The organism is Glaciibacter sp. 2TAF33 (assembly GCF_052114945.1).
Taxonomy (GTDB): domain Bacteria; phylum Actinomycetota; class Actinomycetes; order Actinomycetales; family Microbacteriaceae; genus Cryobacterium.
Genome location: NZ_JBFRFS010000005.1, coordinates 128,616 through 143,338 on the forward strand (window position 1 = coordinate 128,616; position 14,723 = coordinate 143,338).

A 14,723-nucleotide genomic window follows, 5' to 3' on the forward strand; every position below is an offset into this window, starting at 1 on the left:
TATCGTGCGCCACCAAGAATGTCAGAGGGTGCCCGTATGGTGAGGGTATGTCAGGTGCAACGGATGCCCTCATCACCTCGGCGGAGAACTTCGCCCAGGTGTGGTCCGGCGCGTTGAACTTCGCCCAGGCAGCAGGCGGCGAGCCGGATCCGGAGGCCGACTCAGTCGGGATGAGCGACTCGGGCCTGCTGGAATCGCTGAAGGCCGGCTTCGCTACGAAGCGGGAGAATGACGCCCTGCTGGCACGGCTGGCCGCGCAGGTCGTTGAACGCTCGCGGCCGTCTCTCGGCCAGGACGGGCTTGCCAAGCGCACCGGCAACACCAGCGCCGCCATGGTCCTGACGGAAACGGGCCACATCACCCTGGCCGAAGCGAGCCGGCTGTGCCGGGTCGGCGACGCAACGGCTACGCCGGTGAGCCTGCTCGGGGAGCGGCTCCGGGCCCCCTTCCCCGCAGTCGCTCGCGCGTTGTCCGCCGGGAGAATCCCGGTCGACGCCGCCGAGGTGATCATCTCGAACCTGGAGCAGGCACGGCAGAACGCCGGCCCGGACGACCTGGCCATTGCCGAGGAAGGACTGGTGGAATTCGCCGCGGAGAACCCGGCGGACCTGGTGCGGAAGCTCGCGATCAGAACCCGGGACCACCTCGACACCGACGGCATCGAACCGAGGGAGGAGCAACTTGTCGCCAAACGCGGCTGGCAGCGGATCAACCGGAGGGATGGGATGGTGCGCTACGTGTTCGACGCTGACCCGCTCTCCGCCGGTTATGTCGACGCGTGGATGGACGCCCATCTCGGCGCAGCCATCCGCGGGGTGAGGATGACGGAGAAGGGCTCCACCGACACCGACCCCGACGACTGCGACGACAACCACGAGCAACTCGATAACCGCACCTTTCCCCAACTCGGAGCGGACGCGATCGTCGCCTTGCTCCGGCACGGGCTCTCCTGCCCCCAGAGCATGGGACCGTCGGCAACCACGACCATGATCGTTCGGATCGGACTCGACGAACTGATGACCGGCCTCGGAGAAGCCCAGATCGACGGCATCGAACAGCCCATCTCCGCCGGGACAGTCCGGCGCCTGGCTGCCGAAGCAGAGATCATCCCGATGGTCCTCGGCGGCGACAGCGAAGTGCTCGACCTGGGACCTCCCGCCGCCTGTTCAGCCGGGCGCAACGCCTCGCCCTGGCCGAACGCGACGATGGATGCGCCTGGTGCAGCAGACCCGCCAGCTACACGGAAGCACATCACATCGAATGGTGGAAGGCTCACGGCGGCCGCACGGACCTGGCGAACGGGATATTGCTGTGCAACCCGCATCACGACATGATCCACCATCAAGGCTGGGCCATCCGCATCTTTGACAACGTGCCCTGGTTCATCCCACCCGCCACGGTCGACACCCACCGAACTCCGCACCGCGGTGGCCGGATCAGGCCTTTCCCGAAGCGCTGAGGGAGAACTCTGCCCTCAACGTCCGATCACTCCACGATGGCGATCGCGTCGATCTCCACCAGCATCTCTTCGCGCGGCAGCCCGGTGAACACGGTCGTGCGAGCAGGGAGGACGCCGCTGGGCGTGTGAGCCGTGACGAACGCCCCGTAGGCGTCGTTCATGATCGAAAAATCCTCGCGCGTGGTGAGGTAGACCCGCAGCATCACGACGTCGTCGAAGGTGGCACCCGACGCCTCGATGATCGCCCGAACGTTCTCGAGCGTGCGCGTGGTCTGCGCCGCGACGTCGCCCGGGTAGAGGTATTCGTTGGTCACCGGGTCGACCGGGCCCTGACCGGACACCTGCACGAATGGGCCCTTCCGTACACCCTGGGAGAACGTGTGGGCCGGAGCCGGGGCACCGTTCGTCTGGATTCGGGTCTTGGCCATATCGCTCTCCTCGCTGTCGGGCGCCGCCGGAGGGCGCCGCGCACGAACCCGTGGTTGGACTCGCACCCGCGACGGACGATACGTTGTTTCAGTGGCCCCTGCAACATCGCCGGGCACGCAGGAGGACGCCGATGAATCCGGAACGCACAATCCCCCTGAGCCCCCACGACAAGTCGTTCCCGGCCGCATCCTGGGGCCTGGCCGGCGAAGACTTCCTGCGCACGTCGCCGACCGTCTCCCACTTCCAAACACCGCTGCTGACGCTCGAACGCACGGCCCTCTCGCACAACACCCGCATCATGTTCGAGTGGGCCAAGCAGAACGGCCTGCACCTTGCCCCACACGGCAAAACCACCATGTCCCCCGCACTCTGGCGTGAGCTCCTGGATGCCGGCGCCTGGGCCCTCACCCTCGCCACCGCGTGGCAGGTTCAATGTGCCCGCTCGTTCGGCGTCGACCGCATCATGCTCGCGAACGCCCTCGTCGACCCGGTCGCACTCAGCTGGCTGGCGGCCGAGCTGAACGAGCACCCGGAGTTCGAATTCACCTGCTGGGCCGACAGCGTCGAGACCGTGCAGCAGATGACGGAAGCCCTGGGCCGGGTCCCCGAACGCAGCCACGACGACGCAGCGCACCCGGCACGCCGCCGGCGGATCGGCGTCATCGTCGAACTCGGCGGCGTCGACGGCCGCACCGGGGCGCGCACCCGCGCCGAGGCGCTGGCAGTCGCCGCGGCGATCCGCGCATCCGGCACGCTCGAGGTCGCGGGAGTCGGCGGGTACGAGGGCGCCCTCGCCCACGACAGAAGCGCCGAGGGCATCGCCCGCGTCGACGCCTACCTCGACGAGGTCGCCGCCCTGCACGCTGAACTGACCGCCGGCGGGTACTACGGCGAGCGCACCCCCATCGTCACGGCCGGCGGCAGCGCCTACTTCGACCGGGTCGCCGACCGGCTCGGCGCGCTGGCCGGGCCGAACGGCAACAGAGCGGTCGTCGTCCTGAGATCCGGCGCGTTCCAAGTGCACGACGACGGTTTCTACCGCGGCATCACACCGATGGGAACCATCGTGGGAGACGAACCCTTCCGCGCCGCCATGCATGCCTGGGTTCGGGTGGTCTCCCGCCCGGAGCCCGGACTTGCGCTGTTCGACGGCGGCAAGCGCGATCTCCCGTTCGACGAGGGATTTCCCGAGCCGCAACGAATCATCGGCCTGGCTGCCGAGGACAGCGCCGCGGTCCTCGCCGGTAGCAGCGTCACCGCGCTGAACGACCAGCACGGCTTCCTGCGACTGGCCGCCGACCAGGCCTCCGCCGGCGCCCTGCCGGTGGGCACGGTTCTCCGCCTCGGGCTCTCCCACCCGTGTACCGCTCTCGACAAGTGGCGTCTCATCCCGGTGATCGACGACGCGGATACTGCAGATCCCGCCGTCGTCGACCTCGTCGAAACGTACTTCTGACCATGGATCCGAAAAGCATGGACCCGATAAGCGTGGATCCGAGAACCATGGATCCGACTGCAGGCGCCATCGTGTTCAGTTCCGCCACCGTCGTGGACGGCACCGGATCCCCCCGATACACCGCCGACGTGCTCGTGCAGGGCGACCGCATTGCGTGGATCGGCGAGCCCGGCGCACTCGAGCCCCGCACCAACGGCCAGGGCGGCGCAGCACCGCACACCCGCCGCATCGACGCACGCGGCCGGGTTCTCGCGCCCGGCTTCATCGACATGCACGCCCACTCCGACCTCGCCGTGCTGCGCGACCCGGCCCACCTGGCCAAGCTCAGCCAGGGCATCACCACCGAGGTGATCGGGCAGGACGGGCTCGCCTACGCCCCGGTCGACGACGCCGCGCTGGCGCAGGTGCGCCGGCAGATCGCCGGCTGGAACGGCAACCCCGACGACCTCGACTTCGGCTGGCGTTCCGTCGCCGACTACCTGGACCGGCTGGATGCCGGCACCCCGACCAACGTGGCCTTCCTGGTCCCACAGGGCAACCTGCGGATGCTCACGGTCGGACTCCACGACCACGCGGCATCCGCTGGAGACCTCGACCGGATGAGCGGCATCCTCCACGACGGACTCGACGCCGGCGCCGTCGGCATGTCGAGTGGCCTCAGCTACACGCCCGGCATGTACGCCGGCACGGCCGAACTCGAGGCCCTGTGCGCTGTCGTGGCCGAGCACGGCGGCTACTACGCCCCGCACACCCGCTCCTACGGGGCCGGTGCCCTCGATGCGTATGCCGAGGTGATCGGCATCGCCCGTCGCACCGGCTGCGCCCTGCACCTCACCCATGCCACCCTCAACTTCGGCAGCAACCGGGATTCGGCGCCCGCCTTCCTGGCCATGGTCGACGCCGCCCTGGACGACGGCGTCGACGTCACCCTGGACAGCTATCCCTACCTCGCCGGCGCGACCACCCTCGCAGCGCTGCTTCCGAGCTGGTTCGCCGTCGGCGGCACGGAAGCCCTGATCGACCGTCTCGCCACCCTCGACTCCCCCGCCATGGCAGGCGAGCGGGACCGGCTCGACCGGGCACTGGACGTCACCGGGTCCGACGGCTTCCACGGCGAGGTCGCCGACTGGAGCGCGATCGAGATCTCCGGCGTCGTGAACCCCGAACTCGCCGGCTACGTCGGGCGCACGATCGCCGAGATCGCTGACACCGAACGCCGTGGGGCGCGCCAGGTGGTCACCGACGTGCTGCTCCGCGATGAACTGGCCACGAGCATCCTGATGCACGTCGGCCACGAGCACAACGTGCAGGCGGTCATGCGGCATCGTGTGCACTCCGGCGGCAGCGACGGAATCCTGGTCGGCACCCGCCCGCACCCTCGGGCGTGGGGCTCGTTCCCGCGGTATCTCGGCCACTACATCCGCGACCTCGGCGTGCTCACACTCGAAGAGGGCATCCGCCACCTCGCCGGTACCCCCGCCAGGCGCCTGCGCCTGCCGGACCGCGGCCTGGTTCGTGAGGGGTACGTGGCCGACCTGGTGTTGTTCGACCCGGCGACCGTGCGTGACACCGCGACCTTCGAGCGGCCCCGGCGACAGGCAGAGGGCATCAGCCACGTCCTGGTCGGCGGCGAGTTGGCCATCGACGACGGCGGACGAACGGATGCCGTATCCGGCCGGGTGCTCCGCAGCACACCATCCACAGAGAAAGCGACTCCATGATCGACACCTCCACCACGTACGGACTGATCCCCCGCCCGACCCGTGCAGAGAGCCTGGAAGGGGAGTTCGTCCTCGACGCACACACCCGGATCAGTGCCCCGGCCGGGCTCGCTGGAGTCGCCCGCTGGTTGCAGGGCGCGCTCCGCCCCGCGACCGGCCTGCCGCTCGACACGGCTCCGGCATTCGAGAGCACTGACAGCCCCACGGCCACCAACACCGTCAGCCTCTCCGTGGCCACGGACCTGCCCGCGGAGTCGTACCGGTTGACTGTCGGCACCGACGGCATCGTTGCGGAAGGCGGCGACGCGGCCGGGGTCTTCTACGCCGGCCAGGCCTTGCTGCAACTGCTGCCGGCCTCGATCTTCCGCCGCAGCCGAATGCCCGGGGTGCGCTGGACGGTGCCCGCCAGCCAGATCCAGGACGGGCCCCGATTCGGCTGGCGGGGCGCCATGCTGGACGTTGCCCGGCATTTCATGCCCAAGCACGACGTGCTGCGCTTCATCGACCTGATCGCGATGCACCGGCTGAACGTGCTGCACCTACACCTCACCGACGACCAGGGCTGGCGGATCGAGATCAAGCGTTACCCGCGGCTGGCCACGGTCGGCGGCTGGCGCAGCGAGAGCCAGGTCGGCGCGGGCCCGGAAGCCGGCACCGACGGCCGGCCGCACGGCGGCTATTACACGCAGGACGACATCCGCGAGATCGTCGCCTACGCCGCCGAGCGGTTCGTGACCGTCGTGCCCGAGATCGAGTCGCCCGGGCACGTACAAGCCGCGATTGCCGCCTACCCGGAGCTCGGTGTGAGCGGCGAGCCCCTCGACGTATTCACCCGCTGGGGCATCAACCCAACCGTGCTGCGGGTAGACGACGACACCGTCGAGTTCTTCACACACGTGCTCGACGAGGTGTTGGAGTTGTTCCCCTCCGCCTACATCGGTGTCGGCGGCGACGAGTGCCCGAAGCAGCAGTGGCAGGGCGACCCGGCGACCCAGGAGCGGATGCGAGGGCTCGGCCTCACCGACGAAGACCAGTTGCAGAGCTGGTTCATCACCAGGCTGAACGACCATCTGGGCGCCCGCGGCCGCCGCCTGTACGGCTGGGACGAGATCCTCGAGGGCGGGCTCGCACCCGGCGCGGTCGTCGCCTCCTGGCGAGGTCTCACCGGGGCGATCACAGCTGCGCGGGCCGGCCACGATGTGGTGGTCTGCCCCGACGACGGCGTGTACCTGGATTACCGGCAGTCCGATGCCCCCGACGAACCGATCCCCGTCGGATTGGTGCTCACCGTGCAGGACGTCTACAACTTCCACCCCGTTCCGGCGGAGCTCACCGCCGAGGAGGCACGCCACGTCCTCGGCGGGCAGGCCAACATCTGGACCGAGCACATGGACTCACCGCGCACCGTCGACTTCTTCGCGTTCCCGCGGCTGTGCGCCGTGTCCGAGGCGTTGTGGGGCGCCCCGGACCGCGACTTCACCGATTTCTCCCGCCGGCTCGAACTGCATCTGGCCCGGCTGGATGCGATCGGCGTTGAGTACCACCGTGCCGACGGCCCCCTGCCCTGGCAGGCCCGGCCCGGTGTCCAGGGGCGACCGCGCACCCGCGAGGAACGCGCCGCGCAGATCGCGGAAATGACCGCCAACATCAGTGGATGACCCGGACCACCCGGCATCCGCTGGGGAGCGGACCGACGGTCAGGAGTACGCCTCCACCACGCGTTCGATCTCGCGCACGGCATCGGCGCTCGGCGCCTCGATGGCCATGCGCACGGTTCCACCGTTGATGCCGAGCGCGCGGTAGGCGGCCTTCATTCGGCCCATGTTCCCTTGAATGGTGTCCACCGCATCGTCGACGGCCTTCTGGGCGACGGCGAGTGCTTCAGCGTCACCCGTTGCCGCGGCTGCGGCCAGCGCACGGAAGGGCTTGGGCAGCACCGAGGAGATCCCGGAGATCACGCCCTGCGCGCCGAACTTCTCTGCGCGGGCCAGATCGCGGTCTCCGCCCGTGTAGATGATGAAGGAATCCGGCACGACGGCACGGTAGGCGGCCAGCTGCTCGAGCGGCTCGTCGCTCACTTTGGCGCCCACAACGCCCGGCAACTGGGCGAGGCGAGCCATCAGTTCGTTGCTCACAAAGTTGCCGCTGACCGCGCGGAAGACGTAGATGTAGATGTCGATGCCGTCTGCTGCGGCGCTCAACCGGGTGTAATAGTCGAGCAGGGCCGCATCGGTGGCCTTCAGGTAGTAGGGCGTGAGAATCGCAACCTCGGTCGCACCGGCCTCGCGCGCCTGCTGCAGGTAGCGCAGGGCCTCGTAGGTGCTTGCGCCGCCAACGTGGACGACGACGCGCATCACCGGCGAGAGGATCCGCAGGCTGAGCTCGGTGAGCGTTCCGCGTTCTTCGAAGCTGAGCGAGGGGAACTCCCCCGTCGTGCCGAGCACGAACGCGCCCTCGTTGCCTGATTTGGCAACGTACTCGAGAATCTCGCGCGACCCGTCGAGGTCAAGCCGACCGTCCTCGTGGAATGCGACGGGAACGGCGGTGAGGATGTCTCTTCTAGTCATGGTGTCTTTCTCGTTCATGTTTCGGGTGTGTTCTTCGGGCTAAACGCCTGAGAATCGTGAATCGCTGTCCTCGCGCACGGGCCCCGCAGCGGCCGCCGCGGCCGCCAGCGCCTGGGCTTTCTTTCGGGCGCGCAGGCGTCCGACAATCGGCACGACGAGCGAGATGAGGGCGAGGACGAGCATCGCTGCGGTCAAGGGGCGGCTGGCCACGTCGAAGAAGTTGCCCTGCGCGATGAGCAGGGCGCGCCCGAGCTCCTTCTCGGCGAGTGGACCGAGAAGCATGCCGAGGACAACGGGGCCGGCCGGGAATCCGGTGCGCTTGAGCACGACCCCCACAACGCCGAAGCCGAGCATCATGATGACGGTGGCGAAGTTGTTCGTCGTCGCGTACGTGCCGATGATGCAGAAGATCAGGATCGTCGCCCAGAGATAGTGGTTCGGCACATCGAGAAGCTTGACCATGCCTTTCATGCGCACCAGGCTGACGCCCAGTGAGAGCAGCGTGGCGATGAGCATGATGCCGGCGATGCTCACGACGAGGTCTGGGCGGTTGGTGAAGAGCCCGGGGCCGGGGTTGATCCCCCAGATCATCATGGAGCCGATCATCACGGCCATCACCGAGTCACCGGGAACGCCCAGCGCCATCGTGGTGGTGAGCGACCCGCCGAGCGTTGCGCTTGATGCCGTGTCGGAAGCGGTGATGCCTTCGATCGAGCCCTTGCCGAAGTCCTGCGGCCGCTTGGAGACGGCGCGGGCACGATCCCAGCCGATCAGGCCGGCGATGTCGCCACCGGCTGCCGGCACAAGCCCGACGCCGAGGCCGACGGCACCCGAGACGAGCATGGGCTTGCCCATCTGCTTGACCTCGGATTTGTTCGGCCACCAACGGCCGAGGCTCGAGATCGGCTTGACCTTCGACTTGCGGTAGGTGAGGAGCTGGTCGAAGAGCTCGGCGATGCCGAACAGGCCGATGATCACCGCGATGAAGCTGAAGCCATCGCGCATGTCGGTGATCCCGAGGGTGAAGCGGGCATCGTTGGTGATGGCGTAGGTTCCGACGGCACCGATCGTGAGGCCGAAGACGCCGGCGAGCAGTCCCTTGATCAGCGACTTGGACGAGATGCTCACCATGATGGTGAGACCGAAGACGACGAGGGCGAACATCTCGGCGGGCCCGAAAAGGCGGTTGGCCATCGTGGCCAGCGGCACAGCGACGGCGATGAAGAGCACGAGGCTGGCGAGAATGCCCACTGCGGAACCGAGCGCAGAAATCGTGAGGGCGAGACCCGCCCTGCCCTGCTTGGCCATCGGGTAGCCGTCGAACGTGGTCGCGATGGATGCCGGGGTTCCCGGCGTGTTCACCAGGATCGACGGCACCCGGTCACCGAAGTTGGCCGCGACATAGATCGTCAACAGCACGGCGAGGCCCTGGACGGGTTCCAGCGTGAGGGTGAATCCGGCTGCCAGGGCAACGGCCATCGTGGCCGTGATGCCGGGGAATGCGCCGACGAGCAGGCCGAGGCCCAGCCCGAGCAACATGCAGAGGCCGACCGTGGGGTCGAGCAGGGAGGCCATTCCCTCGGCGAAGCCGTTCATAGTGCGATCCTTAGCAATTGCCCGAAGAGCAGGTAGATGAAGCCGGTCGTCACGACCGGGTAGATCACCAGGGTCTTCCAGCCGCGGGCGCCGAAGAGGAAGAGCAGTGCCGCAAGGTAGAACGGCGTCGCGATGACGAAGAGCTTGAAACCGATCACGAGGCCGAAGAGCGCCAGTGTCGCCGTCTTCCACGACCAGACGCCGAGATAGCCGGCGGTCAGCGCGAGCGAGATGAGCAGTTTGTTCAGCTGCCCCGGCTGCACGCGCTCAAGATCGTCGCGCTCGTCGGGTGCGCCAACGAGCGCAATCACCAGCCGCCACAGCGCCAGGGAAATTCCGAGCGCGGCGAGAATGGTCGGCCAGAAGCGGGCGTCAATCTGTCCCGCGTCGGCCGCGCGACGCAACTCGATGGACTGCGAGGCGATGAGCAGCACGACGTTGAAGAGCAACGCCCCGCCGGCGACCATGATCTCAAGCTTCTTGGAGGGCTGCGCGACGAGCTCGGGGTCAACCGTCGAAACGATGCCCAGTTCGTGCTCCACGTCGCCGACGGCACCGGCGGCGGGGAGTGTTTCGGTCTCGGTGGCCGGCGCTGTGCCCGCGACATCCGTCGCAGGCACAGCGCCATCCGCGCCGAGGCCCAGGGGTTGTGGCCTCATGATGGTTCGTTAGCCCAGCAGTTCAGCGAAACGAGTGAACTGCTCGTTCACGAACGTCGTCCAGTCGGCCGAGTTGCGGTAGACAACGAGGTTGCCGGCGCTCTTCTGGAACGCCTGGTACTCCTTGGTCTCAACGGCCTCGGCGATTGCCGCCTCGAGCTTCTTGTGCACGGCGGCCGGCAGGCCGGCCGGCGCGTAGATCCCGCCCCAACCACCGAACTCGACCGGGTAGCCCTCGTCAGCAGCGGTCGGAATTCCCGCGAAGTTCGGGTGCTCCTCATTGTGAAGCACAGCGAGCACGCGCAGCGTTCCGTCGTCGTTTCCTGCTTTGGCTTCACCGGCGCCCGAGACTACAGCGTCGATCTGACCGCCGACGGCCGCCGCAACGGCGGGCGCGCCGCCCTCATGGGGAACGTGGGTGAACTGGGCGCCGGACTCGGCGGCCAGCGCCTTGGCCGCGGCCTCCCAGATGGAACCGGTGCCGGAGTTGCCGACGGTGACCGGCTTCGTCTTCGCCGCGGCTACGAGCTCTTCGAGATTCTGGTAGGGGCTGTCAGCGCCGACGGAGATCACCCCGGGGGCCAGCATGATCTGGCCGAGGAGGTCGAATTTCTCCGGCAGGACGTCCGCTCCCTGGGTGGTGTTGAGCATGGCGATCTCGACCGGGCCGAACCCGATGGTGTACCCGTCGGCGGGGAGGCCGGCCACGTACTCCATCGCCGTTGCGCCTCCGGCGCCCGGACGGTTCTCGACGATGATGTCAGTGTCGAGGATGCGCGAGAGCTGGTCGGCGAGCGCACGCGACGAGAGGTCTGAGCCTCCGCCTGGGTTCGCCTGGACGATCAGCGTGATCGGCTTTTCAGGAAAGGCGCTCGCCGCGTCGGAGTCAGCGTCGGGCTTGGCGTCTGCCGCCGTGCCGACGGTGCAACCGACCAGCGCGAGCGACAGGGCTGCGACGGCAATGCCGACGAGTGCTTTCTTGGGATTCACGGGCTTAACTCCTTTGTCGGGGCCACTGCCGGTTGCCTCGAATGCCACCGGCAGGTAATCGATTTCTCACGGTGCGCGGAACACGCTTGTTTTGGCTGTAATCGATTTCTGAGAACCATATGAGAGAGAGCGACGGTTTGTCAATTACGGACGTTTTCAGGCCCTGCTGCGTCAGCTCATGGCGCGGAACGCAGCAGCTCGGTCTCCACAACCACAGTGCGGGCGGGCCCGTCGAACCCGTGGATGCGCTCAAGGAGCATTCGAGCAGCCTGCTGTCCGAGTTCGTAGCTCGGAACGGCCAGTGTCACGATTCGCCCCCGTGGATCCGCGGCCCAGGGCAGCGGCTCGAACGACGCGAGGGCGATCGCGTCCGGGTCGTCAAGCACCTCGGCGATGGCGCGCATCGCGCCCAGCGCCATCGCATGGTTCCCGCAGAAGATGGCCTGCGGGCGATCGGGGAGGGCAAGCAGGCGTTTCGCAGCCAGGTAGCCACCGGGCTCGGAGTAGTCGGCTTCAACGAACAGCTCCGGCTCGAAGGGAAGACCGGCGTCACGGAGCGCACGCCGGTATCCGATGAGCCGCTCGCTGCCGGTCGTGGTGACCAGTGGGCCCGTGATGGTCGCCACCCGGCTCGCGGACTCCAGGAGCCGCGAGGTCACCGCAATGGCGCCGCGCACGTTGTCGAGGGTGACGGTGTCAACGCCGCTCATGGTGCGGTCCACGGCGACGACGGGTATCCCGGTGAGGTCGAAGGCTGCCGCATCGACAGCGGAACGCACGGGCGCAATGACCAGTCCCGCAACTTGCTGGTCGATCAGGAGCTCGAGGTATGCCGCCTCCTTCTCGGCCGTCTCGTCGGTGTTGCACAGCACCAGGAGATAGCCGTTTTCGCGCACCAGGTCTTCGATCCCCCGCACCAGGTCGGTGAAGAAGGGGTTCGTCACATCGGGGATCACGACCCCGACCACGGTGTTGGCGCGCCTGCGCAAGCCGCGAGCGAGACTGTTGTAGCGGTAGCCGAGTTCGGCTTTCGCCTTCATCACTCGTTCGACGAGGTCGGGCGCGACTCGGTCATTGTCGTTGAGCACGCGTGACACGGTGGCCGTCGAGACCCCGGCCAGCCGCGCCACATCACTGAGTTTCGCGCGCGGAGCCATTTTCCACCTCTGCCCATTTGCGCCCTGCGAACACAGACGACGCTTGGCACATGCTACCCGGTGAGTCCCACTGCATCACCGTGCGGCAGCGGTTCCCGCCGGCCTCGTTTTGGCAGTGGCGGCACATGCGTGCCATTAATGATGCGAACGATCGAGGAGGACCGCATGCCGCAGTCACTGAAACAGCGCTGGACCGCCGGGGCACCCTGCTACGGGGCATGGAGCACCATCGACAATCCCGTTCCGGTCGAGTTGATGGGACGGTCGGGATTCGATTTCGTCACGATCGACCTGCAACACGGGTTCGCCTCGCAGCACTCGTTGCCGCACCTTCTCAATGCGTTGCACTCGACGCCGGCGCTGGCGTGCGTCCGCGTCGCGTGGAACGCGCCGGAACAGATCATGCGGGCACTCGACCTCGGTGCCGATGGGGTGATTGTGCCCATGGTGAGCACGGCGCGGGAGGCGGCATCCGCTGCATCCGCTTGCCGGTATGCACCGGCCGGCCAGCGAAGTTGGGGACCCATTCTCGCCAACGCCAGCCATCGACCGGTCGAGCCGGACGACGGCGATGCGCGGGCGACGTGCATCGTGATGATCGAGACCGCGTCCGGGCTGGAGGAGGTCGATGCGATCGCGGCGACCCCCGGCGTCGACGCGCTCTACATCGGACCGAATGACCTCGCGCTCAGCCTCGGGCTCGGACGCGTCGGCTACCGCGAGTCCCCGGCCCTCCTCGAGGCGATGCAGGCGATCGTCGCGGTCGGGAGGCAGAACGGGATCGCAGTCGGCGTGGACTGCACCACGAGCGCCGATGCACGGTTCTGGCACGAGAGCGGTGCCGCATTCACCATGTCGGCCAGTGATGCGCTGCTGCTGCGCGCGGCGGCAGACGCGGCCGGGGCGTCGTTGAGTCGTTAGGCTTCGCGCCGAAGACGGCCCGCAGTGGGGATGCCGGACGGCCGCCTTGACTGTGTAATCGATTACTGACAGTCTGTGGTCACGCACCACACCTCGGTGCTCCGAGCTCAATCGAGGAGGATGAGTGGCTCCGTCGACCACCTACCGAATGCCCGCACAACGCCGCAGCATCGCTGTCGCACCGAAGACGGCCTGGCTGATTTCCAGCGGCGACCTCCGCGAATCAGCGAACACCGCCGGTTGGGCGACCCAAGCCGCCATGGAACGGGACCTCGCCAGCGCATTCGCCGACCTCGGCTGGAGCATTGAGCGCGCGAACCCGGTTGATCCGGTGCTCGGCCACGGTTTCATCCGCAGCCAGCGGATGGGCATCGAGGTGTTCAGGAACATCCCGGCCGATGCGCCGCTGATCGTCGCGGAAGCCGTCTGGCAGTACAGCCACCACGTCCTGGCCGGCCTGCGCACGCACCGCGGCCCCATCCTCACCGTCGCGAACTTCGCCGGCGAGTGGCCGGGGCTCGTCGGCCTCCTTGGCCTCAATGCCGGCCTCACCAAGATGGGCACCGAGTACTCCACGATCTGGAGCACGGACTTCACCGACGAATGGTTCAAGACCGGCATTCGCAGCTGGGTCGAGACGGGCACGATCGCGCACGACGACTCGCACGTCCGCGCCCTCCCCGCGCTGCCGGATTCCCCCGAGGTCGCGTTGGGCCGAGCCCTGGCCGCTGAACTCGTGCGTGACAAGGCCATCATCGGCGTGTTCGACGAGGGCTGCATGGGCATGTACAACGCCATCTTCGACGACGAACTGCTGAACCCGACCGGCATCTACAAGGAGCGCCTCTCGCAGAGCGCGCTGTACGCCGAGATGCTCACCGTGGGCGACGACGAAGCGGATGCCGTCGGCGCCTGGCTGTCCGAACGCGGAATGACCTTCCGCCTCGGCACCGACGAGGCAACCGAGCTCACCCAGACGCAACTCAACTGGCAGTACAAGATGTACATCGCTGCGCTGCGCATTTCCGACGACTTCGGACTGGATGCCGTCGGCATCCAGTACCAGCAGGGCCTGAAAGATCTCGTGCCGGCCAGCGACCTGGCCGAGGGCCTGCTCAACGCCACCGAGCGGCCCCCGGTCACCAGCCGTGACGGTTCGCGGGTGCTCTGGGAAGGTCGGGCGCTCCCCCACTTCAATGAGGCTGACGAGGGCGTGGCCGTCGACGCGCTCATCACCGACCGCGTCTGGCACGCCCTCGGACTGGTGCCCGACAACACCCTGCACGATGTGCGATGGGGTGAACAGTATGGCGACGACTTCGTGTGGGTGTACGAGATCTCCGGCTCGGTGCCGGCCTCGCACCTCGGCGGCTACCAGAATGCCGAAGGGTGGCGCCAGGATCCGGTGTTCTTCCCGGCAGGCGGCAGCACGATCAACGGTGTCTCCAAGGCCGGCGAAATCGTCTGGAGCCGCGTGTACATCGCCGAGGGCATCCTGCAGGCAGACATCGGCCGGGCCAGCGTCGTCGACCTTCCGGCCGAGGAGACCGAGCGTCGCAAGCAGGCGACCAACCCCGAGTGGCCCATCGCCCATGTCGTCCTGCACGGTGTCGACCGCGACCAGTTCATGGCCAGGCACAAGGCCAACCACGCCCAGGTCGTCTATGCGCCGGATGCCGACACAGCCGACCGCGCACTGGTCGCCAAGGCCTCAATGCTCGATGGCATCGGCATCCGGGTGCACCTCATCGGCGATGTGAACATCTGA

General features: G+C 67.7%; 13 protein-coding genes. 7 read left to right on the forward strand and 6 right to left on the reverse strand.

Annotated features, from left to right (window positions below; all coding sequences use genetic code 11):
* Positions 1–47: 47 nt before the first annotated feature.
* Both AB4Y94_RS06040 and AB4Y94_RS06045 read left to right on the forward strand, forming a co-directional pair.
* Positions 48–1,334, forward strand: coding sequence for a DUF222 domain-containing protein (locus tag AB4Y94_RS06040; RefSeq protein WP_441726130.1), 1,287 nt, complete (start codon positions 48–50; stop codon positions 1,332–1,334).
* Positions 1,256–1,459: a hypothetical protein gene (locus AB4Y94_RS06045; RefSeq protein ID WP_441726684.1), complete on the forward strand. Its 204-nt coding sequence runs from the start codon at positions 1,256–1,258 to the stop codon at positions 1,457–1,459. Before AB4Y94_RS06040 ends, AB4Y94_RS06045 begins: the two co-directional genes overlap by 79 nt.
* Before the next feature lie 26 nt (positions 1,460–1,485).
* Here the strand turns inward: AB4Y94_RS06045 and AB4Y94_RS06050 are convergent, their stop codons facing one another.
* Entirely contained in the window at positions 1,486–1,887 is a 402-nt protein-coding gene (locus tag AB4Y94_RS06050) for a RidA family protein (RefSeq protein WP_441726133.1), read from the reverse strand.
* Between the two features lie 131 nt (positions 1,888–2,018).
* On the opposite strand from AB4Y94_RS06050, the gene AB4Y94_RS06055 reads away from it, so the two are divergent.
* From AB4Y94_RS06055 to AB4Y94_RS06065, 3 genes are read left to right on the forward strand one after another with little or no spacing between them, the layout of a single operon-like run.
* Complete coding sequence (locus AB4Y94_RS06055; RefSeq protein WP_441726136.1) at positions 2,019–3,344, forward strand: amino acid deaminase; 1,326 nt, start codon at positions 2,019–2,021, stop codon at positions 3,342–3,344.
* A gap of 47 nt (positions 3,345–3,391) precedes the next feature.
* On the forward strand, positions 3,392–5,065 hold the full coding sequence (locus AB4Y94_RS06060; RefSeq protein ID WP_441726139.1) for an N-acyl-D-amino-acid deacylase family protein: 1,674 nt from the start codon (positions 3,392–3,394) through the stop codon (positions 5,063–5,065).
* Positions 5,062–6,723 (forward strand): beta-N-acetylhexosaminidase, encoded by a 1,662-nt coding sequence (locus AB4Y94_RS06065; protein ID WP_441726142.1) that lies wholly within the window; start codon positions 5,062–5,064, stop codon positions 6,721–6,723. The genes AB4Y94_RS06060 and AB4Y94_RS06065 overlap by 4 nt, the downstream gene beginning before the upstream one ends.
* Positions 6,724–6,762: 39 nt before the next feature.
* On the opposite strand, the gene AB4Y94_RS06070 is transcribed toward AB4Y94_RS06065, so the two are convergent.
* From AB4Y94_RS06070 to AB4Y94_RS06090, 5 genes are all read right to left on the reverse strand, one after another.
* Positions 6,763–7,632, reverse strand: a complete 870-nt coding sequence (locus AB4Y94_RS06070) for a dihydrodipicolinate synthase family protein (protein ID WP_441726145.1) — start codon at positions 7,630–7,632, stop codon at positions 6,763–6,765.
* A gap of 39 nt (positions 7,633–7,671) precedes the next feature.
* On the reverse strand, positions 7,672–9,228 hold the full coding sequence (locus AB4Y94_RS06075; protein WP_441726147.1) for a tripartite tricarboxylate transporter permease: 1,557 nt from the start codon (positions 9,226–9,228) through the stop codon (positions 7,672–7,674).
* Positions 9,225–9,887 carry a tripartite tricarboxylate transporter TctB family protein gene (locus AB4Y94_RS06080; RefSeq protein WP_441726150.1) on the reverse strand — a complete coding sequence of 221 codons (663 nt, stop codon included), beginning with the start codon at positions 9,885–9,887 and terminating at the stop codon, positions 9,225–9,227. Before AB4Y94_RS06080 ends, AB4Y94_RS06075 begins: the two co-directional genes overlap by 4 nt.
* 9 nt (positions 9,888–9,896) lie before the next feature.
* Positions 9,897–10,877: a Bug family tripartite tricarboxylate transporter substrate binding protein gene (locus tag AB4Y94_RS06085; RefSeq protein WP_441726153.1), complete on the reverse strand. Its 981-nt coding sequence runs from the start codon at positions 10,875–10,877 to the stop codon at positions 9,897–9,899.
* A 176-nt stretch (positions 10,878–11,053) separates the two neighbouring features.
* Positions 11,054–12,034 carry a LacI family DNA-binding transcriptional regulator gene (locus AB4Y94_RS06090; RefSeq protein ID WP_441726156.1) on the reverse strand — a complete coding sequence of 327 codons (981 nt, stop codon included), beginning with the start codon at positions 12,032–12,034 and terminating at the stop codon, positions 11,054–11,056.
* A 165-nt stretch (positions 12,035–12,199) separates the two neighbouring features.
* Here AB4Y94_RS06090 and AB4Y94_RS06095 point away from each other — a divergent pair, with 165 nt between their 5' ends.
* Positions 12,200–12,955: an HpcH/HpaI aldolase family protein gene (locus tag AB4Y94_RS06095; RefSeq protein ID WP_441726158.1), complete on the forward strand. Its 756-nt coding sequence runs from the start codon at positions 12,200–12,202 to the stop codon at positions 12,953–12,955.
* Positions 12,956–13,079: 124 nt separating this feature from the next.
* Positions 13,080–14,723, forward strand: a complete 1,644-nt coding sequence (locus AB4Y94_RS06100; RefSeq protein WP_441726160.1) for a fucose isomerase — start codon at positions 13,080–13,082, stop codon at positions 14,721–14,723.